The sequence below is a fragment of the Bradyrhizobium sp. SZCCHNPS1003 genome (genome assembly GCF_032381555.1).
Classification (GTDB): Bacteria; Pseudomonadota; Alphaproteobacteria; order Rhizobiales; family Xanthobacteraceae; genus Bradyrhizobium.
The window spans coordinates 1-20,699 of the sequence record NZ_JAUHIU010000017.1 but is presented as its reverse complement, the minus strand read 5'-3'; the positions used below and the strand labels follow the sequence as shown (position 1 = coordinate 20,699).

The following is a 20,699-nucleotide window of genomic DNA, read 5'->3' as shown; positions in this document are numbered from 1 at the left end:
CCATGTCCGATCCGTCTAAGTCACATCCTCCGAAGCTGCGCCTCGGCGTCAACGTCGATCACATCGCCACCTTGCGAAATGCCCGCGGCGGCCGTAGCCCCGATCCGGTGCGCGCCGCGCTGCTCGCGATCGAGGCCGGGGCCGACGGCATCACGGCGCATCTGCGCGAGGACCGCCGGCACATCCGCGACGACGACATGGCGCGGCTGAAGGCCGAGATCTCCAAGCCGCTGAATTTCGAGATGGCGGCCACCGAGGAGATGGTGCGGATCGCGCTCGCGACGCGGCCGCACGCCTGCTGTCTGGTGCCGGAGCGGCGCGAGGAGCTGACCACGGAGGGCGGCCTCGACGTGGTCGGCCAGCACAAGGCGCTGGCACCGGCGATCGCCCGGCTGAGCGATGCCGGCATCCGGGTCTCGCTGTTCATCGCCGCCGACCCGGCGCAGATCGAGATGGCGGCCCGGTTGCGCGCGCCCGTGATCGAGATCCACACCGGCGGCTGGTGCGATGCCATCACCGACGGCCATGATGACAAGGCGGCTGCCGAGTGGGAGCGGATCGTGACCGGCGCCCGGCTGGCCTATGCGGCCGGGCTCGAGGTCCATGCCGGACACGGGCTCGACTATGCCACCGCCGAGCGGATCGCGACCCTGCCGGAGATCGTCGAGCTCAACATCGGCTACTTCATGATGGGCGAGGCGCTGTTCGTGGGTTTGCCCCAGTCGGTGCGGACCATGCGCGCGGCGATGGATCGCGGCCGCGCGCGGCTGGGGACATCAGCATGATCATCGGCATCGGCTCCGACCTGATCGACATCCGCCGGGTCGGCGAGGTCATCGGGCGCCATGGCGAGCGCTTCCTGAACCGCATCTTCACCGCGGCCGAGCGCGCCAAGGCCGAGCGGCGGGCCAAGAACGAGAAGATGGTGATCGCCACCTACGCCAAGCGATTCGCCGCCAAGGAGGCCTGCGCCAAGGCGCTCGGCACCGGAATCCGTCACGGGGTGTGGTGGCGTGACATGGGGGTGGTGAATCTGCCCGGGGGCAGGCCGACCATGCAGCTTACGGGTGGCGCGGCCGAACGGCTCAAGGCGCTGACGCCTGAGGGCCACGAGGCCCGCATCGACCTGTCGATCACCGACGACTGGCCGCTGGCGCAAGCCTTCGTCATAATTTCGGCGGTGCGCCGCGAGACATCCTGATGGGCGGCCGCCCCGCAGGAAAAACAAAAATGCGATTGATTCCAGTGAGTTATATAGTTTTGATACGGCGATTGATTGCGCGGCCCCGCGCAGTCGTCTAAAACCCGCCGGATTGAACCGGCTGCATCACGGGCGGATTCTGGGTCAAACCGGAGTTGGCCTTAACCACCAGAATCAGGACAGACTCCCTTAAGCCGCGGAACGGTATGGTGTTCGCGGGCGGAGGGGTGTTCGGCAACGGCTGGCGAATCGTCGGACCATTCGCCAAGGGACATTGAAAGAGCGATGAGCGTGACCTCCGGAACCAAGACTGAGAGCGGCCTCGGTGAAACCGTTCGCGTCGTCGTTCATGCGCTACTGATTGCGCTGGTGATCCGCACCTTCCTATTCCAGCCGTTCAACATCCCCTCCGGATCGATGAAGGCGACCCTGCTGGTCGGCGACTATCTGTTCGTATCGAAATATTCGTACGGCTATAGCCACTACTCGATTCCGCTGTCGCCGCCGCTGTTCTCGGGCCGCATGTTCGGCTCGGAGCCGAGCCGCGGCGACATCGTCGTGTTTCGTCTGCCCAAGGACGACACCACCGACTACATCAAGCGCGTGATCGGCCTGCCTGGCGACCGCATCCAGGTGCGCGAAGGGCTGCTCTACGTCAACGACAAGCCGGTGCAGCGCGAGCGGCTCTCCGATTTCATCGGCGAGGATCCCTGCGGGCAGCCCGACTCGACCGCGCGCGTCAAGCGCTGGAAGGAGACCCTGCCGAACGGCGTCAGCTACGAGACGCTCGACTGCGTCGACAACGGCTATGTCGACAACACCGCGGTGTATACCGTGCCGGCCGGCAACTTCTTCATGATGGGCGACAACCGCGACAACTCGACCGACAGCCGCTTCCTCAGCCAGGTCGGCTACGTGCCGTTCGAGAACATCGTCGGCCGCGCGCAGCTGATCTTCTTTTCCATTGCCGAAGGCGAGCATGCCTGGGCGTTCTGGCGCTGGCCGGTATCGGTGCGCTGGAATCGAATCTTCAAATTCGTCCGATGATCGACGACTCACCCGAAATCCAGACGACGCAGGCTGCCGCATCGAGCCCGCAACCCGGCACGGGTGCGCTGGAGGCGACGCCCAAGGCCGCGTCCCGGCCGAAGTCCGAGATCAAGCCTGAGCAGAAGAGCGAGCCCAAGATCGAGTCGAAGACCGATTCCAAGACCGATCCGAAGCCGAGCTTCAAGGCGGATACGAAGACCGTCGAGTCCGAATCGGCGATCGCGAGCCCGGACGCGGCGGACACGGCCCAGCTTGTTGCCGAGACCGATCCCGACGGCAAGCCGCGCAGCAAGGCGAAGGGCAGTCGCCGCACCAAAAGCGCGGGAACCGGCGCGGCCAAGGGCGCCAAGGCCGCGGACAAGGCCGCCAATGCCGCGATCGAGGCGCGCATCGGTCATCACTTCGCCGATCCGTCACTGCTCAGCACCGCCTTCACCCACGTCTCGGCGCTGAAGTCGTCCAAGAAGCGTGGCGACAGCTATCAGCGGCTCGAATTCCTCGGCGACCACGTGCTCGGCCTGATCGTGTCCGACATGCTGTACCGCTCGTTTCCGAGCGCCGACGAGGGCGAATTGTCGAAGCGGCTGGCCGATCTCGTGCGCAAGGAGAGCTGCGCCGACGTTGCCAAGTCGCTCGGCCTGCTCGACGACATCAAGCTCGGCGCGGTCGGCGCCGGCGCCGGGGCGCGGTTGCGCAAGTCGGTGCTGGGCGACGTCTGCGAGGCGGTGATCGGCGCGATCTTCCTCGACGGTGGCTACGCGGCCGCCGCTGGATTCGTCGAGCGCAACTGGACCGAGCGCATGCACAAGCCGCGGCGCCCGCTGCGCGATCCGAAGACGGTGCTGCAGGAATGGGCCCAGGGCAAGGGCCTGCCGACCCCGGTGTACCGGGAGGTCGAGCGCACCGGCCCGCATCACGATCCGCAGTTCCGCGTCGCCGTCGATCTGCCGGGCCTGGAGCCCGCTGAAGGCGTCGGTGGCTCCAAGCGGGCGGCAGAAAAGGTGGCGGCATCGGTCATGATCGAGCGCGAAGGCGTCAGCGGCGGCAGCAATGACGGCTGAACAGCAATCAGTGCCGGCTGTCCAGACCCGCTGCGGTTTCGTTGCGCTGATCGGCGCGCCCAACGTCGGCAAATCGACGCTCGTCAACGCGCTGGTCGGCTCCAAGGTCACGATCGTCTCGCGCAAGGTGCAGACGACGCGAGCGCTGATCCGCGGCATCGTCATCGAAGGCGCGTCTCAGATCATTCTGGTCGACACCCCCGGAATTTTCGCGCCGAAGCGCAGGCTGGACCGCGCCATGGTCACGACGGCCTGGAGCGGGGCGCATGATGCCGATGTCGTCTGCGTGCTGCTCGATGCCAAGAAGGGCATCGACGACGAGGCGCGGTCCATCATCGACAAGGCGGCCGCGGTCGCGCACGAGAAGATCCTGGTGGTCAACAAGGTCGACCTGGTGCCGCGCGAGAAGCTGCTGGCGCTGGTCGCGGCTGCCAACGAGAAGCTGTCCTTCGCGCGCACCTTCATGATCTCGGCGATCTCGGGCGACGGAGTCGACGATCTCAGGCGGGCCTTGGCGGAGATGGTGCCTCCCGGTCCGTTCCACTATCCCGAGGACCAGATGTCGGACGCGCCGATGCGGCACCTCGCGGCCGAGATCACCCGCGAGAAGATCTATTCGCATCTGCATCAGGAGCTGCCGTATCAGTCCACCGTCGAGACCGACAGCTGGACCGAGCGCAAGGACGGTTCGATCCGGATCGAGCAGACGATCTTCGTGGAGCGGGACAGCCAGCGCAAGATCGTGCTCGGCAAGGGCGGCGCGACGATCAAGTCGATCGGCGCGCAGTCGCGCAAGGAAATCTCAGAGATCACCGGTGTGCCGGTGCACCTGTTCCTGTTCGTGAAGGTCCGCGAGAACTGGGGCGACGATCCCGACCGCTACCGGGAAATGGGGCTCGAGTTCCCCAGGGAATGACAATGAGCGTGCCGCGCAACGTGTTGTGGTTCGAAGTGCTGCTCTACATCTCGCTGATGCTGGATGCGTTGTCTGTTGCCGTCTCGGATCGGACGCCGACCTTCGACATGACCGAGGACATGATCACCGCGCAGACCGTGCTCAACGGGGTGGTCATCCTGCTGCTGTTCTATTTCGTCTATCTGGCGGCGCAGCGCCGCAAGAACTGGCCGCGCTGGGTGCTGCTGGCGGCGCTGGTGCTGTCCGACATCTCCCTGGTGCAGGTGATTGGTCAGAAGGGCATGACGCTCGATGCCGGCATCGAGGTCATCTCCTGCGCGCTGACGACGATGGGATTGTACTACTCGTTCACGGGCGATGCGCGCGGCTGGTTCAACGCGTGACACGGCTGGGCTGATGTCGCCGATCATGCGGAATTTGCGACCGCGCGCGACGCCTCGCGCGTGACGCGATCCGGACGTCTTGCGCTGTGCTGGATGCTTTCGCTTCGCTCGCAATCACGGTGTTTGCCGAGGGACCGCTCGCTTCATGGAATGGACCGACGATGGCATCGTGCTGGGCGTGCGGCGGCACGGCGAATCCTCGGCCGTCGTCGAGTTGCTGACCCGCGAGCATGGCCGGCATCTCGGTCTCGTGCGCGGGGCCAGCGGCAAGCGCATGCGCCCGGTGCTGCAACCGGGCAACACGGTGCGCGCGATCTGGCGCGCGCGGCTCGACGAGCATCTCGGCATGTACGCCATCGACGCGCTGACCTTGCGGGCGGCGGGGCTGATCTCCGCGCAACACGGCGCCTACGGCGTGACGCATCTTGCCTCGCTGGCCCGGCTGTTGCCGGAGCGCGATCCGCACGAGGAGATGTATCTGCGGCTCGAACATGCGCTCGATGATTTCGAGGATGCGGGCGGCGCCGCCGTCCACATCGTACGCTTCGAGCTGGCGATCCTCGCCGAACTCGGCTTCGGGCTCGATCTCGACTCCTGCGCTGCGACCGGTGAGACCTCGGACCTGATCTACGTATCCCCGAAGTCGGGCGGCGCGGTGTCGCGCACGGCCGGCGCGCCATGGGCCGACCGGCTGCTGCCGTTGCCGCCCTTCCTGCGCGAGAGCGAGCAGGGCCATGGCTGGTCGCAGCAGGATCTTCTCGACGGTTTCCGGCTGACCGGCCTGTTCCTGCTGCGTCACGTGTTGGAGCCGCGCGGGCAGGGGCATTCCGACGCCCGCGAGGGCTTCATCAACGCCGTGACGCGGGCTAGGCCCGCCCCGCGATAGGGCTCGGTTTTCAACGCTCGTCGTCATGTGCCCTCGCGCTTGTTCGCCAACGTCGAGACTGACGACACACGCGCCGGCATCACGGCAAAGCTGATCCGGATACCGTCTCCGACTGTGACGTCATTCACATCCGCCTTCACATGACCGACGTAGGATCATGCAACAATCCTGGTTGATGACAAGTTTCGCATCATTTTGAGGTTGCGTCGTCCGCGGCTCATGGCGAAGATTGTAGTCCTTCGGCGAGATGCGTTTCGTGCGCGCCTTTTTTCATCACCGTGGGGCATTTCGATCATGAGCGATTTCGAGAACAGCAAATCCAGCAACGGGTTCACGTCCAAGCTGTGGCGTGGAGAGCGCATGACGATGATCGGCTTCGACGTCGCCGAGCCCGAACCCGATCTGGTCGGATTCTCGATCGAGGTGAAGTCGCCGGGCGCGCGGGATTTTTCCCAGTTGCGCAACAGGATCGCGTTTTCCTATCCGGCCGGGGCCGGCGCGGAGGTCGACGGCAACCGGAATTTCCCGTCGACCGAGGCGCCGTTCCAGAAATTCCGCTGGATCCATTTTCCTTACCGGCCCAAGGACGGAGTCTATACGTATCGCGTCGCCAAGCAGCACATGCGCAACGACGGCACGCTCGTGGCAGGGACCAGCCTCTCGCTCGACATCACGCAGAGCGCCGTGACCTATGATGGCCTCATCGACATCGGTTTCACCCGCAACTTCGCCTCGTCTCAGGCCTATCGCGATCAGTTCGGCAACAATGCCGAGATCATCCCCGTCGAGAGCCGCGACGGGCCGAGCTTCGAGAAGCTCGACCTCGCCAACGAGGCCGGCGACAGCGTCTACGAGTGGCTGGGGTTCGAGGCCTACGACCTCCTGTTCGGCTTCTTGAAAGAAGCCCTGGCGGATCCCGGGCTCACGCTCGACGTGATGGCCTATGACCTCAATGAGCCCGACGTGATCGGTCTGCTGGAGCAGTTCGGCCCGCGGCTGCGCGCGATCATCGACGACTCCAACGCCAAGGATAACAGCCACAAGCTGCCCGGCAGCGCGGAATCGCGCAGCGCCAAGCGCTTCAAGCAGGCGGGTGCTGCCGTGCTGCGCACGCATTTCAGCAATCTCCAGCACAACAAGGTCCTGATCACGCGCCGCAACGGCAAGCCCGAGAAGGTGCTGTGCGGCTCGACCAATTTCACCTTCCGCGGCCTCTATATTCAGGCCAACAACATGCTGGTTTTTCATTCGCCTGATGTCGCCGGGCTGTTCGGCGAGATGTTCGACATCGCCTTCGAGGACCCCTCGGCCTTCCGGACGAATGATTTTTCCAAGAAGTGGCACGCCGTCCACACCGAGGGAAAGCCGACCGTACAGCTCTGCTTCTCACCGCATCAGGCCACTGATCTCTCGCTCAATCCGATCCGGGCCGCGATCGATCAGGCCACCTCGTCGGTGTTCTACTCGGTCGCATTTCTGAGCCAGCTCGGTGACGGTCCGACCAAGGAGGCGTTCGACCGCGTGATGGAGCGGCCGATCTTCAGCTACGGTACCGTCGACAAGCGCGGCGCCCTGGAGCTGCGCAAGCCCGACGGCTCGATCGGTCTCGTCGATTTCGCCTATCTCGCGAGCAAGGCGCCGGAGCCGTTCCGCAGCGAATGGTCCGGCGGCAAGGGCCGTAACATCCATCACAAGTTCCTGGTGACCGATTTCAGCCTGCCGACCGCGAAAGTGTTCACCGGATCGAGCAACTTCTCGCCGAGCGGCGAGAAGGGCAACGGCGACCATCTCATCATGATCGAGGACCGAAAGATCGCCACGTCCTATGCGATCGAGGCCACCCGCGTGTTCGATCACCTGCAGTTTCGCAACCGGATGCGCGACGCGTTCCACGGCAAGTCCGAGCGGCAGCGCGCTGCATCCGCGCCTGCCGCGATCACGCTGCGCAAGCCGACCGCATTGTCCGGCAAGCCGGCCTGGTTCGAGCGCTTCTATGTCGAGGGGTCGCAGGCCGAACGCGATCGATTGCTGTTCTCGTCCTAGATATCGTTACGGACAGAGTTGGAGACGACCATGCCATTGAACGACTATTCGCTTCTCAAGGGTCGGCCCATCAACAATCGTCTGGCGACGGGAAGCAGTCCGCACTATCAGGTGCAGGTCTCCGCCGACGGTGAGCTCTATCGCATCGCCATCAATGTCCGCTCCCAGGATGGCAGCGAGGTCGAATTCCTGGTCCGCTCGCGCTTCGAACATCCGATCGTCGATGGCCTGAAGGCGTTTTCGGAAGGGCTGCATCCATTGGAGAGCAAGCCCGGCGGCGTGGCGCTCGACTTCATCCGGGGCAATCTGATGCAGCCGTGGGAGCTGAAGCCGCTGCCGCTGTCGGCCGCGGGCCCCGACAACGATCTCAACGAGAAGATCGACGCCTACGTTCAGCGCGCCATGTCGGACGAGACGGCTCTCATCTACGCCTTCGGCGTCGCATGGGGACCGGAGGACAAGGCCGACCGCTATTTCGGCTTCAAGCCAGGCCGCGGCATCCACGACATCCATTTCAACCAGGGCAATCCGCCCGGCAAATACGCCAAGGACAACGGTCCCTGGCAGGATGGCGGACTGCTCTTCGAGTTTCCCGACCAGCAGCAATGGGTCGCCGTCTTCCTGAAATTCCAGACCCAGGCCTGGCATTCGGACGATGCCAGCGGAGGGGTCATCCTTCCGCCCGATCCCGATCACCCGAACGCGCCGCATACGCCTCCCGACCGTGACCACATTCCGCCGCTCGACGTGCCCGATGGGCTGGTGCGGATCATCGCGGCCTATGTCAACGACGTGCGCACGCCGGAGCAGGAGACGGTCACGCTGCTGAACACCGCCGATGTCGACGTCGATCTCACTGGCTGGCAGATCAAGGACAGGCAGAAGAACGCCATGCAACTGAGCGGCACGATCGCGCGCGGCGCCACCTTGGTGGTGCCCATCGTCGCGCCGGTCGCGCTGTCGAACCGCGGCGGAATCATCACCCTGTTGAATGCCGCGGGCGTGAAGGTGCACGGCGTCTCCTATACGCGGGAACAGGCGGCGCAGCCGGGCCGCACCATCCCGTTCCAGTCGTGACCGCGTGTTTCGGCGGAGCCGTGCCTTGAAGCGCGGGCTCTCCGCTGGCGCAGCGGCGGAGCGATGTGTACTCCTGTCATGCGAGGGGCCAAGGCAAAAGGGCGGCACATTGCGGCCCTCCGCCCAGGCCACGCTGTGGGAGGAGAGCGTCATGGGAGTCCTGGTCGACGGCCAATGGCACGACGTCTGGTACGACACGGCGGCGTCCGGCGGCCGTTTCATCCGCAAGGATTCGGCGTTCCGTAGCTTCGTCACGGCTGACGGCCGTCCGGGCCCATCCGGCACCGGCGGCTTCGAGGCCGAAGCGGGCCGCTACCATCTTTATGTCAGCCTGGCCTGCCCGTGGGCTCACCGCACCCTGATCATGCGCGCGCTGAAGGGGCTCGATGACATGATTTCGGTATCGGTCGTGCACTGGCTGATGCGCGAGCAGGGCTGGACGTTTGCCGAGGGGCCGGGCGTCGTGGCCGACAGCGTCAATCACGCCGGCCTTCTGCATCAGGTCTACACCGCCGCGGAATCGCATTATTCCGGCCGCGTCACCGTGCCCGTGCTCTGGGACAAGCAAAACCGCACCATCGTCAACAACGAGTCATCCGAGATCATCCGCATGCTGAACTCGGCGTTCGACGGCGTCGGCGCCAGGCAAGGTGACTATTATCCGCAAGCCCAGCGCGATGAGATCGACGCCATCAATGTGCGCGTCTACGACACGCTGAACAACGGCGTCTACAAATGCGGCTTCGCGACCACGCAGGGAGCCTATGAGGAGGCGATCGGGCCGCTGTTCGCCACGCTCGACTGGCTGGAGGAGCGGCTGTCGACCCGCCGCTTCCTGCTCGGCGACACCATGACCGAGGCCGACATCCGGCTGTTCACGACCCTGATCCGCTTCGATTCCGTCTATGTCGGCCACTTCAAGTGCAACATCCGCCGCATCGCCGACTATCAGCATCTTTCAGCCTACACGCGCGATTTTTACCAATGGCCGGGGATTGCCGCGACAGTGAATTTTGAGCACATCAAGCGGCACTACTACGAGAGCCATCGCACCATCAACCCGACCGGCATCGTCCCGGTCGGGCCGCTGCAGGATTTCACCGTGCCGCATGGGCGCGAGCGCCTCGCGGCGAACTGACGAGGATCCATGGCGGGCGAACCCAACCTCGATACGCTGCTGCGCACGATGGCTCCGGAGCTGCAGGACGGCGTATTCGTGTTCTGCACTGTCGATACGCATCACGACATCCCGGTCGAGCTGACGCCATTGATGCTGTTTCGAGAGCGCGAAGGGATCACGCTGATCGTCCGGTGCGAGGACGCCGAGCAGGTCGGGCTGCCGTATCAGTTCGTCGCGCGCCTGATCACGCTGTCGGTGCTATCAGCGCTCGATGCGGTCGGCTTCCTCGCCGCGGTCACGACCTGCCTCGCAGGGGCGGGCATCAGCGTCAATGCTGTCTCGGCCTTTCATCATGATCACCTGTTCGTCCCGGAAGCGCGGGGAGAGCAGGCGATACGGCTTCTGCAGGAGCTGTCCCGCAGCGCGGCCAGCAGATGATTGCGCAAGGCCGGCGACCGAGTCAGGCTTTGCCCCTGGTGGGATGACGCGATTGGCTACGTCCGGTTGTGCTCGGCTTCTTGCGTGGGACGGGTCGAGACCGATGCGTGTCACGTGCGGCGCGGGGAGCTGGCGGCCGGCGTGGTCCGGTCAGCGTTCGCGCAGCTTGCGCGCGCACCAGGTCCATCAGCATCATCGCTGCGGGCGATAGAGTCCGTCCCTTCAGCCGCAGGATGCCGAACTGCGCCATCAGCAGGTCCGACGCGCGAGGCTCTTTCAGTTCGGCCACGTTGAGGCGGACCAACTGCCCGGACGCCAGCTCGTGGGTGAGCACGGCATCGCCGGCGACGAGCACGATGTCGGAGCGAATGGCCATTTGAATCAGCAGGCTCGCGTTCTCGGATTCGAGCGCGACGTCGAAGCCGCGGCCCTCCGGCGCAGCGATGAGCGCTTCCAGGCGCCTGCTGAATTCCGGTGGCAGCGCAACGGAAGCGAAGTGCTGGCCGGCGAGCTCGCGTGCCGAAAGCTCCCGTCGGCGCGCCAACGGATGAGTCGCCCGACAGTAAAAGTGTCCTGGAAGGCCGCCGAGCGGCTCGATGTCGAGGCTGTCGTCGGCGCGGATGTCGGTGATGTGCGCGAGGAAGAAATCGAGCTTTCCTTGCTGCAGCACCTCCATCAGGGCGCGCCAATTGTCCTGCACCACGATGATGCGCACGGACGGGTGCTCCGAATACAGCCGCGCCATGGCATCCGGCAGAAGCGTCAGCCCGGTGAACGCGCCGACGCCCACCGTCACCTCGCCGGCATCTCCCGAGCGCAGCAGGCGCATCTCGCGGCCGAGGTCGTCTGCGCTCGACAGGAGCGAGCGGGCCCGCGCCACCAGTCGCTCGCCGACCGGTGTGATCTCCACCGAGCGCGAGCTGCGGTCGAACAGCCGCATCCCGGCGGCGTCCTCCAGGGTCTGCAAGCTGCGGCTCAGCGCCGACTGCGTGACGTGGGCGCGCTGGGCCGCCCGGGCGAAATGCCGCTCTTCCGCGAGGTAGACCAACTGCTGCAGCTGGCGCAGGGTGGGGGTGTACATCGATGCACCGAAATCATTGATCAAGCCATAACAATTCATTGGATTTCTGAGACCGTCAATTCCAAAATGGCGCAAATATAAACAGGGGAAATGCCATGGCGGGGCCGGCCAAGTCGCCCCGAGCTGCGGCAGTTTCCCCGCAACAGGCTTTCTCATGCCCAACGGCGCACAAGCTCTGATACGGACCCTGGTCAATTCCGGCATCCGGGTCTGCTTCACCAATCCCGGCACCTCCGAGATGCATTTCGTCGCCGCGCTGGACTCCGCGCCGGAGATGCGCGCCGTGCTGTGCCTGTTCGAAGGGGTGGCGACCGGTGCTGCGGACGGCTACGCCCGGATGACCGGCACGCCCGCGGCAACGCTGCTGCATCTCGGTTGCGGCCTCGGCAACGGCCTCGCCAATCTGCACAATGCGCGCAAGGGCAAGGTGCCCGTCGTCAACATCGTCGGCGACCACGCCACCTATCATGTCCCTTATGACGCGCAGCTCCAGTCCGATATCGAGACCGTCGCGCGCAACGTCTCGCCGGAATTCGTCTGGACCTCACAGGTGACGTCGGAGCTGTGCCGCGACGCGGTGGCGGCCGTGAAGGCGGCGTGCTCCTGGCCCGGGCAGGTCGCGACGCTGATCCTGCCGGCCGACGTGTCCTGGGGTGAGGGCGGCGTCGCCGAGCCGGCGCCGGTGATCGAGCCGCCGGCGGCCGCCGACGATTCCGCCGTGCAGGCCGTCGCCGCGGCGATCAAGGCGGGCGGCCGCAGCGCGCTTCTGCTCGGTGGTACGGCGCTGCACGAGGAATCGCTGCTGGCGGCCGCGCGCATCGCCGCGGCCTGCGGTGTGAAGGTCTACGCCGAAACCTTTCCGACGCGCATGCAGCGTGGAGCCGGCCTGCCGGCCGTCGAGCGGATCGCCTATCTCGCCGAGATGGCGCAGATCCAGCTCAAGGAGATCGACACGCTGATCCTGGTCGACGCCAAGGCGCCGGTGTCGTTCTTCGCCTATCCCGGCAAGAAGAGCTATCTGCCGCATGACGGCTGCAAGGTGCTGACCTTGTCGACGCCGGCGCAGCACGCCGCGTGCAGCCTGACCAGGCTTGCCGCCGCCCTGGAGGCCGGGCGCGCCACGCCGGCGTTGTCACCGGCCTCGCGGCCCGGACGTCCGCGCGGCAAGAAGCTGACCGCGGAAAAGGTCTGCAAGGCCGTGGGTCATCTCCTGCCCGAGAACGCCATCATCGTCGACGAGGCGATCAGCTCCGGCCTGATGCTGTCGAAATTCACCGCGGGCGCGCCGCGCCACGATCTGATCACCTTGACCGGCGGCGCCATCGGGCAGGGGCTGCCGAATGCGATCGGGGCGGCGATCGCCTGTCCGGACCGGCCGGTGATCGCGCTGATCGGCGACGGCAGCTCGATGTACACGATCCAGTCGCTGTGGACGATCGCGCGCGAGCGGCTCAACGTCACCGCCGTGATCTTCAACAATGCGTCCTACTCGGTGCTCAACGTCGAGCTGGAGCGGGTCGGCGCCGAGGAGATCGGACCGAAGGCGCGGGCGCAGCTCGACCTTCACGGACCGGTCCTCAAGCTCGCGCAGATCGCCGACGGCATGGGCGTACGCGCGACCCGCGTCAGCACGCCGGACGAATTCATCAGCGCGTTGCAGGGGGCGCTGGCGCGGCCGGGGCCGCATCTGATCGAGGCCATGGTGCCGCCGGCGCTGACCGGCCTCAAGCTGAAGCTTTTGCCGCACCTCTTGGGATCGCTCGACCGCGTTCCGCTGCCGGTGGCGCGGATGCTCAAGCGCAAGATCGCGCCGTGACATGAGCGCGACGCTGCAATCCGATGTCGTCATCGCCGGCGGCGGTCTCGCCGGCATCGTCACCGCGCTGGAGGCACTGCGCGCCGGCAAGTCGGTGACGATCGTGGACCGGGACACGCCCGAGCGGTTCGGCGGGCTGGCGCTGTGGGCGTTCGGGGGCATGGCGCTGGTCGGCACGCCGTTGCAGGCGCGCATGAAGATCCCGGATACGCCCGAGATCGCGTTGCGCGACTGGATCAGGTTTGGCGAGCTCGATGCCGCCGAGCACTGGCCGCTGCAATGGGCGCGCTACTACGTCGCGCATTCGCGCAGCGAGGTCTACGACTGGCTGCTGTCGCACGGCCTGACCTTCATGCCGGCGGTGAACTGGGTCGAGCGCGGCCGGCACGGCGACGGCAATGCGCTGCCGCGCTATCACATCGTCTGGGGCACCTCGCAGCGGCTCACGCGCGTGATGATCGAAGCGATGCGTGTGGCCGATAGCGGCGGCCGGCTGACGGTGCTGCACCGTCACCGCGTCGTCAGCCTCGATCGCGCTGCCGGCGCCGTATCGGGCGTGGTTGCCGTCAACGAGGAGACGGGCGCCGAAATCCGCATCGCCGCGCCGCTGACGGTGCTGGCGATGGGCGGTCTCAATGGCAGCCACGAGGAGGCCCGCGCCAATTGGCTGAAGAGCCGGCCGCTGCCGCAGGCGATGCTCAATGGCGCGCATCCGTTCTCTGATGGCAAATTGCATCACCACGCGGCCGAGGCGCTCGGCGCCGAGATCACGCATGCCGGCGAGATGTGGAACTACGCCGCCGGCATCCCGCATCCGTTTCCGCATTTCGACGGCCATGGCCTGTCGCTGGTGCCGTGCAAATCGGCACTGTGGCTCAATCACAGGGGCGAGCGCATCGGGCCCGAGCCGCTGGTGACCGGCTTCGACACCCATGATCTGTGCCAGCGCGTCGCGGCGCAGGAGAAGCCGTATACGTGGCATCTGTTGAACTGGCGCATCGCCGCCAAGGAGTTCGCCATCTCCGGGGCCGAGCACAATCCGCGCATCCGCGACCGGCAGATGCCGATGTTCCTCAAGGAGACCCTGTTCGGCAATCATCGCCTGGTCAGGCAGATGCAGCGCGAGAGCCGGCATTTCCTGGTCGACGAGACGCTGGCCGGTCTCGCCGCCAAGATGAATGCGCTGACCGGCACCGGCGACGTGAAGCCGGAGGTGCTGCAGGCCACCGCCGACGCCTTCGACGCGAACTTTGGGAATGGCGACAAGCTCCACAACGACGACCAGTTGCGCCGCATCCTGCACGCGCGGCAATGGGGGCCCGACAAGCTCCGCACCTGCAAGCCTGCGCCGCTGCAGGCGCCGGGCGCCGGGCCTTACATCGCCATTCACATGCAACTCATCACCCGCAAGAGCCTCGGCGGCCTCAAGACCGATCTGCAGAGCCGGGTGCTCGACACCACGGGTGCGCCGATCGGCGGCCTCTATGCGGTCGGCGAAGCGGCCGGCTTCGGCGGCGGCGGCGCGTCGGGCAAGCGTTCGCTGGAGGGGACGTTCCTGCCGGGTTGCATTCTCACCGCACGGGCGGCGGTGCGCGCAATGTGACGCTACGGGAACCGTACGAGTCGACGGAACCGTCGCTGAATTTTTGCTCCGTCGCTGTCGATCCGGTGCTGCTACGTTCGTCTTCAAGGCACAGGAGATGGAGACCCGTCATGAAGATCTACTGGATCAAGGCCCAGGCGCCGCGCCGCGTGCTGGCGCTGGTGAAGCATCTCGGCGTTCCCGCCGAGTTCATCGACATCAGCCGCGGCCTGAAGACGCCGGAGTTCGCCGCGCTCAACCCCAACATGAAGGCGCCCGTGCTGGTCGATGGCGACACCGTGCTGTGGGAGTCCACCGCCATCATGGCGCACCTCTGCATTCGCGAGAGCTGCGACATGTGGCCGGCGCGCGATCCGCAGGAGCAGATCGAGGTGCTGCGCTGGCTGGCGTGGAACGACTGCCATTGGGCGCCGGCGGTCGGACCGTTCTATTTCGAGCACATCGTCCGAAAGACGTTCGGCCTCGGTGTGCCTGACCGTGCCGCGCTGGCCGGCAAGGTCGCCAACCTGAAGACCTTCGCAGCCGTGCTCGATGCGCATCTGCGGGCGCGCAGCCACATCGCCTGCGACCGGCTCACCATCGCCGATTTCGCGGCGGCCTCGATGGCGACCGACTGGCGCGAGGCCGAGATGCCGATGGAGTCGTTTCCGAACATCGTGCGCTGGCTCGATGGCCTGATGCGGCTGCCGGCGTGGGCCGAGCCGTGGCCGGAGAAGCGCTCCGTCGCGGCCTGAGGCTCACGGCTGCGCGATGCCGTGGCCGAGCTGCTTGGAGATCTCGGCCGCGCAGGCGCGCAGCCGCGTCGCCAGCGGTGACTGCCAGCCGGCGTCGAAGGTGCCGGCCGGGCCCATCGCGGTGATGACCAGTGCGACGTGGCCGGCGTGATCGAACACCGGCGCGGCGAAGGCGTTGACGCCGGGCAGCGGATCGCCGACGGCGCGCGCCAGCCCCTGCGCGCGCACCTCGGCCAGCATCTCGGCGACCTTCGGACTCTTCGGTGAGCGCTTGGGATTGTAGCCGACACCGAGACGATCGAGGCCGGTGTCGAGCGCGGCCTTCACGGTCTTGGGCGGCAGGAACGCCGCGAACGCGCGGCCCGTCGCGGTCTCCAAGAGCGCCATGATCGAGCCGACGCGCATCACGATGTGCACCGGATGGCTCGGCTCCTCCAGCCGCACCACGGTCGGGCCGTTGGTGCCCCACACGGCGAGCGACACCGCGTGATCGATGGCCCCGGCGAGCGCGGCGATCTTCGGCGTCGCGATCCGGACCGCCGACAACCGCCGCAGGCTGATCAGGCCGAGCTCGAGCGCGAGCGGGCCGATCTCGTAGCGTCCGGTGGTTTCGTCCTGTTCGATCAAACCGATGCGCGAGAAGCTGACGAGATAGGGATGCGCCTTGGCCGGCGGCAGCCCGGCCTCGCGCGCGAGGTCGCGCAGCATCATCGGCTCGCCGCTGCGCGCCAGTGCCTGCAGCAGGGTGCCGCCGACCTCGATCGACTGGATGCCGCGGCTTTCTCGTCCCATGTCTCGTTGTGCCCCCTGGTCCGGCGCCGTGCCTACACCGCCAGGAAGCCGCCGTCGACCGGCAAGGTCACGCCGTTGACGTAGGACGCCATGTCCGAGACCAGGAACGCCACGGGGCCCGCGAGCTCCTCGGGCTGGCCGACGCGGCCGAGCGGCGTGCGGCTCATGAAGCCGGCGAGCCGCTCGGGATCGTTGCGGGTCGACTCCGTCATCGCGGTGGCGATCACGCCGGGCGCGATCGCGTTGACGCGGATGCCGTCGGCGGCGAGCTCGCGCGCCAGCGCCTGGGTCAGCGACTTCACGCCGCCCTTGGAGGGCGAGTAGCCGAGCGTGTTGCTGATGCCGATGAACGAGGCGACGGAGGCGATGTTGACGATGGTGCCGCGCGTCGCGCGCAAGGCGGCGAGAAACGCGTAGGTGACGTTGAACACGCCGTTGAGATTGACGTCGAGCACGCGCTGCCAGTTCTGTGGCGCGCGGGCTGAGTCGATGCCCTCGCGAATGATGATGCCGGCGTTGTTGACGAGGATGGAGATGGCGCCGACCTCGGTGCGCAACTGCGCCGCCAATGCGGTGCAGCTCGCGGCGTCGGTGACGTCGAGCCGATGTGCCCACGCCTTGCGGCCGTGACCGCGGATCTCGGCGGCGCAGCGCTCGGCGCCGTTCAAGTCGATGTCCGTGATGACAACATCGGCGCCGCGGCCGGCGAGCCCCAGCGCAATCGCGCGGCCATTGCCGTGCGCCGCGCCCGTCACCAGCGCGAGCTTGCCGGCCAACATCTGACTGTCGCTCATGCGGCGCTCCTTTGCCTGGCGCGTTCGGCGAGATGCCGGCCGGCAATGTAGCCGAAGGTCAGCGCCGGGCCCAGCGTGATACCGGCGCCGGGATAGTTGCCGCCCATGATGCTCGCCATGTCGTTGCCGGCGGCATACAGCCCCTCGATCGGCTGGCCCTGCGCATCGAGCGCGCGGGCATGCTCGTCGGTGCGGATGCCGGCATAGGTGCCGAGATCGCCGATCACCATCTTGATCGCGTAGAACGGCCCGTCCTTGATCGGCGCCACGCACGGGTTCGGCCCGTGCAGCGCATCGCCCTGGTAGCGATTGTAGGCGCGCGAGCCCTTGCCGAAGGTCGGATCCTGGCCCAGCGCCGCATCGGCGTTGAAGGCGGCGACGGTTGCTTCCAGCGCCATCGCGTCGATGCCGGCCACGCGCGCGAGCTCGGCGAGCGTTGCGCCGCGCTTGAGATAGCCGGTGCTGAGATGGTGGCCGAGCGGCATCGGGAACGGCGGCACGCAGCCGAGGCCGTAGCGGCGCAACGAGCGGTGATCGGTGATCAGCCAGGCCGCGATCTCGCGGCCGGGCTTGGCCGCCTTGACCATCGCCTGCACGAAGTCGTGGTAGGAATTGCCTTCATTGGCGAAGCGCACGCCGTCCGCGGTCACCGCGATCACGCCCGGCTTGGCGCGATCGATGAAATGCGGCATCACGCCCTTGCTGCCGTCCTTGCGCGTGGTGACGGAGACCGGCACCCAGGCCGCCGCATGCGGCAGGCCGTCCTCGACCCGGCCGCCGACCGCTTCCGCCAGCCGCAAGCCGTCGCCGGTGTTGCCGACAGGGCCGGGCGACACATGCTCCTGGCCGGTCGGCGCATGCGGAAACATCGCCTTGCGTCGTTCGACGTCATGCGGGAAGCCGCCGCAGGCAAGCACCACCCCGAGCCGCGCATTCACTCGGATGCGCCGGCCCTGCCGCGTCACCACGGCGCCGCGCACGGCATCGCCGTCGCGGATCAGCTCCGCCACAGGCGACGACAGCCACAGGGGAATGCCGAGATCGAACGCGGATTTCGCCAGCCGCCCCGCCAGCGCGTTGCCGTTGGTGAGCGTCATGCCGCGGCCATGGCGCAGCACGTCCAGCGCATGTTTCGACAGCCGCTTGGCGACGTAGAACGCTGACGCCAGCGACTTGGTCGCGCGCATGAAATGGATGATCTCCTTGCCGGAGCCGAGCATCATGCCGAACACGGTGAGCTCGGGCAGCGGCTGGCCGAGATCGTTGACGTGATCGCCCAGCTCGCGGCCGTCGAACGGCCGCGTCACCATCGAGCGGCCGCCCTGCGTGCCGCCCGGCGCCTCCGCGTGGTAGTCAGGGAAGGTCAGCGGCATGTCGAACTTGAGTGCCGTCTTGCCGATGAAGAAGTCGACCGCCTCCGGGCCCTTGCTCAGGAACGCATCGACCCGCGCCGCATCGAAACTGTTGCCGGCTTCATGACGCAGATAGCTGCGCGCCAGCTCGGGCGGCTCGTCGATGCCCCACGCCTTCGCCAGCGAGGTCCCGGGGATCCACAGCCAGCCGCCGGAGCGCGCGGTGGTGCCGCCGAACCGCGGCTCCTTTTCGGTGACGAGGACCTTCAGCCCGGCATGGGCGGCGGTAACCGCCGCCGACAGCCCGGCGCAGCCGGAGCCGACCACCAGCACGTCGCAGTCGTAGACGTCGCCATTCTTGTCGTCGGCACCGGTCATGGCAGCGCTCCTACTTCTTCAGCAGCGGGCACTTGGACTCGGAGACCGGCCGGAACGCGTCCTCACCCTTCACGGTCTTGACGATCTCCAGATAGTCCCACGGCTCCTTCGACTCCGACGGCTTCTTGACGCGGGCGAGGTACATGTCGCGGATGACCCGGCCATCCTCGCGCAACTTACCGCCGTGAACGAAGGCGTCCTCGATCGGCAGCTCGCGCATCTTCGCCATGACAGCCTTGGGATCATCGGTGCCGGCCGCCTTGATCGCCTTGAGATAGTGCAGCACCGAGCCGTAGACGCCGGTCTGGATCATGGTCGGCATCACCTTGGCGCGGGCGTAGAACTTCTTCGACCAGGCGCGGGTGGCCTCGTCCATCGCCCAATAGGACGCCGTGGTCATGTAGGTGCCCTGCGCGGCCTCGAGCCCGATCGCATGCACGTCGGTGTCGAACATCAGGAGGCCGACCAGCTTCTGGCCGCCCTTGACCAGGCCAAACTCGCCGGACTGCTTGATCGCGTTGTCGGTGTCCTGGCCGGCATTGGCGAAGGCGACGACGTCGGCCTTGGAGCTCTGCGCCTGCAGCGCGAAGGAGGAGAAGTCGGCGGTGTTGGTCGGATGCTTGACGCCGCCGAGGATGGTGCCGCCGAGCTCCTTGATGAAGCGTGTGGCGTCCTTCTCCAACTGCTGGCCGAAGGCGTAGTCCGCGGTGATGAAGTACCAGGACTTGCCGCCCTGGCCGATCACGGCCGAGGTCGTCACCTTGGACAGCGCATACGTATCATAGGTGAAATGCACGGTGTTCGGGCTGCACAGCTCGTCGGTCAGCGAGCTCGCGCCGGGACCGGACAGCAGCGCGATCTTGTTGCGCTCGCGCACCATGTTGTGCACGGCAATCGCGATGCCGGAGTTGGGGATGTCGACGACGGCGTCGACCTTGCCGTTGTCGAACCAGTCGCGCACGACCGTCGTTCCGACGTCGGTCTTCATCTGGTGATCGGCGCTGATGATCTCGATCGGCTTGCCGAGCACATTGGGGCCGAACTCCTCGACCGCCATCTTGGCCGCCTCGACCGAGCCCGGCCCGCTGTTGTCGCGTCCCCAGCTCGAGAGATCGGTGAGTACGCCGATCCGCACCACGTCGTCAGAAACCTGGGCTGAAGCGCCTGTCGCGATGAATGATGTCGTTGCCAGGAACGCGCAGGCGAGCAGCTGCCGTCGCATGAAGATCCTCCCCGTTTTGCTCCGCTCTGTCGGCGGTGATGGGAATTAGACATTGACGAATAGATTTGTCAATTGCGAACGAGTGGGACGTGGCGCAGCGGCCGGGGGATAGAAGATGGAGGCCGGCGGCGCGTCAGGCGCGATCCGACGTCCTCATGGTGAGGAGCGCCGCGTGCGGCGCATCTCGAACCAAGAGGTCCCGAAGTGAGCGCATTGGGAATGCTTTACGACTGTAGGAAAGCCTGTGATCCGCTCTACATGCGCGGCATGATCTGCAGTTCGAGCAGCGCGAGCCGCTGCATCGCGGTGACGTCGCGCTCGCCGGCCTTGGCGGCACGCAGCACGGCTTCCGCAAGCAGGTTCACGTTCGTCGAACTCACCGGCTCAGGCAGCGCGGCGACCGACGCGTTGAGGGCTTCGGTCATCAGTGCGATGACATCAGGCGAAAAGGACGCATCGGAAAAATTCTTCATGCAAAGATGCCCGCCAGCAGGTCGTGCTTCGGTTGATATCGCATACGCATTACGTTGATGCGGAGAGAACGCGCCTTGGGCGCTATCGGTTCCCGCGGTTGCGCTGAGCTGCGTGGTCCCGCTTCTGATATGCAGAATTGCGCGATCTCCCATGCGCCAATTGCCCGTCGAGCCAATCTGCCGCAGTCCGCACGGCTTGTGTCGTCGAGGCTGGGCAAGAATCCGAATTAGGGGGGTGAGAGGGCTCGGCGCGGTGCAATTTCGAGCCATGACTGCATC

20 protein-coding genes are annotated in these 20,699 nt (G+C 66.4%); 14 read left to right on the top strand and 6 right to left on the bottom strand.

Annotated features, from left to right (window positions below):
• Window positions 1-2: 2 nt before the first annotated feature.
• From QX126_RS25525 to QX126_RS25475, 11 genes are all read left to right on the top strand, one after another.
• Window positions 3-785, top strand: coding sequence for a pyridoxine 5'-phosphate synthase (locus QX126_RS25525; RefSeq protein ID WP_315740257.1), 783 nt, complete (start codon window positions 3-5; stop codon window positions 783-785).
• Entirely contained in the window at window positions 782-1,201 is a 420-nt protein-coding gene (acpS, locus tag QX126_RS25520) for a holo-ACP synthase (protein WP_315758597.1), read from the top strand. The genes QX126_RS25525 and acpS overlap by 4 nt, the downstream gene beginning before the upstream one ends.
• Before the next feature lie 285 nt (window positions 1,202-1,486).
• Window positions 1,487-2,248, top strand: coding sequence for a signal peptidase I (gene lepB / locus QX126_RS25515; RefSeq protein WP_315740255.1), 762 nt, complete (start codon window positions 1,487-1,489; stop codon window positions 2,246-2,248).
• Complete coding sequence (gene rnc, locus QX126_RS25510; RefSeq protein ID WP_315775190.1) at window positions 2,245-3,312, top strand: ribonuclease III; 1,068 nt, start codon at window positions 2,245-2,247, stop codon at window positions 3,310-3,312. The genes lepB and rnc overlap by 4 nt, the downstream gene beginning before the upstream one ends.
• Window positions 3,302-4,228 carry a GTPase Era gene (gene era / locus QX126_RS25505; RefSeq protein WP_315784464.1) on the top strand — a complete coding sequence of 309 codons (927 nt, stop codon included), beginning with the start codon at window positions 3,302-3,304 and terminating at the stop codon, window positions 4,226-4,228. Before rnc ends, era begins: the two co-directional genes overlap by 11 nt.
• 2 nt (window positions 4,229-4,230) lie before the next feature.
• On the top strand, window positions 4,231-4,611 hold the full coding sequence (locus QX126_RS25500) for a hypothetical protein (RefSeq protein WP_315740252.1): 381 nt from the start codon (window positions 4,231-4,233) through the stop codon (window positions 4,609-4,611).
• A 145-nt stretch (window positions 4,612-4,756) separates the two neighbouring features.
• A complete protein-coding gene (gene recO / locus QX126_RS25495; RefSeq protein ID WP_315784462.1) occupies window positions 4,757-5,497 on the top strand; it encodes a DNA repair protein RecO in 741 nt (246 codons plus the stop codon).
• Window positions 5,498-5,791: 294 nt separating this feature from the next.
• Window positions 5,792-7,540 (top strand): phospholipase D-like domain-containing protein, encoded by a 1,749-nt coding sequence (locus QX126_RS25490; protein WP_315740250.1) that lies wholly within the window; start codon window positions 5,792-5,794, stop codon window positions 7,538-7,540.
• A 30-nt stretch (window positions 7,541-7,570) separates the two neighbouring features.
• Window positions 7,571-8,617 carry a DUF2278 family protein gene (locus QX126_RS25485; RefSeq protein ID WP_315740249.1) on the top strand — a complete coding sequence of 349 codons (1,047 nt, stop codon included), beginning with the start codon at window positions 7,571-7,573 and terminating at the stop codon, window positions 8,615-8,617.
• Between the two features lie 151 nt (window positions 8,618-8,768).
• Window positions 8,769-9,755, top strand: a complete 987-nt coding sequence (locus tag QX126_RS25480) for a glutathione S-transferase family protein (protein ID WP_315784459.1) — start codon at window positions 8,769-8,771, stop codon at window positions 9,753-9,755.
• A 9-nt stretch (window positions 9,756-9,764) separates the two neighbouring features.
• On the top strand, window positions 9,765-10,175 hold the full coding sequence (locus QX126_RS25475) for an ACT domain-containing protein (protein WP_315784458.1): 411 nt from the start codon (window positions 9,765-9,767) through the stop codon (window positions 10,173-10,175).
• Window positions 10,176-10,197: 22 nt separating this feature from the next.
• On the opposite strand, the gene QX126_RS25470 is transcribed toward QX126_RS25475, so the two are convergent.
• Complete coding sequence (locus QX126_RS25470; protein WP_315784628.1) at window positions 10,198-11,256, bottom strand: LysR family transcriptional regulator; 1,059 nt, start codon at window positions 11,254-11,256, stop codon at window positions 10,198-10,200.
• A 154-nt stretch (window positions 11,257-11,410) separates the two neighbouring features.
• On the opposite strand from QX126_RS25470, the gene QX126_RS25465 reads away from it, so the two are divergent.
• From QX126_RS25465 to QX126_RS25455, 3 genes are all read left to right on the top strand, one after another.
• Entirely contained in the window at window positions 11,411-13,072 is a 1,662-nt protein-coding gene (locus tag QX126_RS25465) for an acetolactate synthase large subunit (RefSeq protein WP_315784457.1), read from the top strand.
• 1 nt (window position 13,073) lies between these two features.
• Window positions 13,074-14,675, top strand: coding sequence for an FAD-binding protein (locus tag QX126_RS25460; RefSeq protein ID WP_315784455.1), 1,602 nt, complete (start codon window positions 13,074-13,076; stop codon window positions 14,673-14,675).
• Window positions 14,676-14,785: 110 nt separating this feature from the next.
• Window positions 14,786-15,409, top strand: coding sequence for a glutathione S-transferase family protein (locus QX126_RS25455; protein ID WP_315784453.1), 624 nt, complete (start codon window positions 14,786-14,788; stop codon window positions 15,407-15,409).
• Between the two features lie 3 nt (window positions 15,410-15,412).
• On the opposite strand, the gene QX126_RS25450 is transcribed toward QX126_RS25455, so the two are convergent.
• The 5 genes from QX126_RS25450 to QX126_RS33605 form a co-directional block, all read right to left on the bottom strand.
• Window positions 15,413-16,201, bottom strand: a complete 789-nt coding sequence (locus QX126_RS25450; protein WP_315784451.1) for an IclR family transcriptional regulator — start codon at window positions 16,199-16,201, stop codon at window positions 15,413-15,415.
• A 32-nt stretch (window positions 16,202-16,233) separates the two neighbouring features.
• Window positions 16,234-16,995, bottom strand: coding sequence for a glucose 1-dehydrogenase (locus QX126_RS25445; RefSeq protein WP_315784449.1), 762 nt, complete (start codon window positions 16,993-16,995; stop codon window positions 16,234-16,236).
• Window positions 16,992-18,725, bottom strand: coding sequence for an FAD-dependent oxidoreductase (locus tag QX126_RS25440; protein WP_315784447.1), 1,734 nt, complete (start codon window positions 18,723-18,725; stop codon window positions 16,992-16,994). Before QX126_RS25440 ends, QX126_RS25445 begins: the two co-directional genes overlap by 4 nt.
• A 10-nt stretch (window positions 18,726-18,735) precedes the next feature.
• Window positions 18,736-19,947, bottom strand: coding sequence for an ABC transporter substrate-binding protein (locus QX126_RS25435; RefSeq protein ID WP_315775178.1), 1,212 nt, complete (start codon window positions 19,945-19,947; stop codon window positions 18,736-18,738).
• A gap of 254 nt (window positions 19,948-20,201) precedes the next feature.
• Window positions 20,202-20,699 (bottom strand): hypothetical protein (locus QX126_RS33605; RefSeq protein WP_409999122.1); only part of this gene is annotated, 498 nt, incomplete at its 5' end.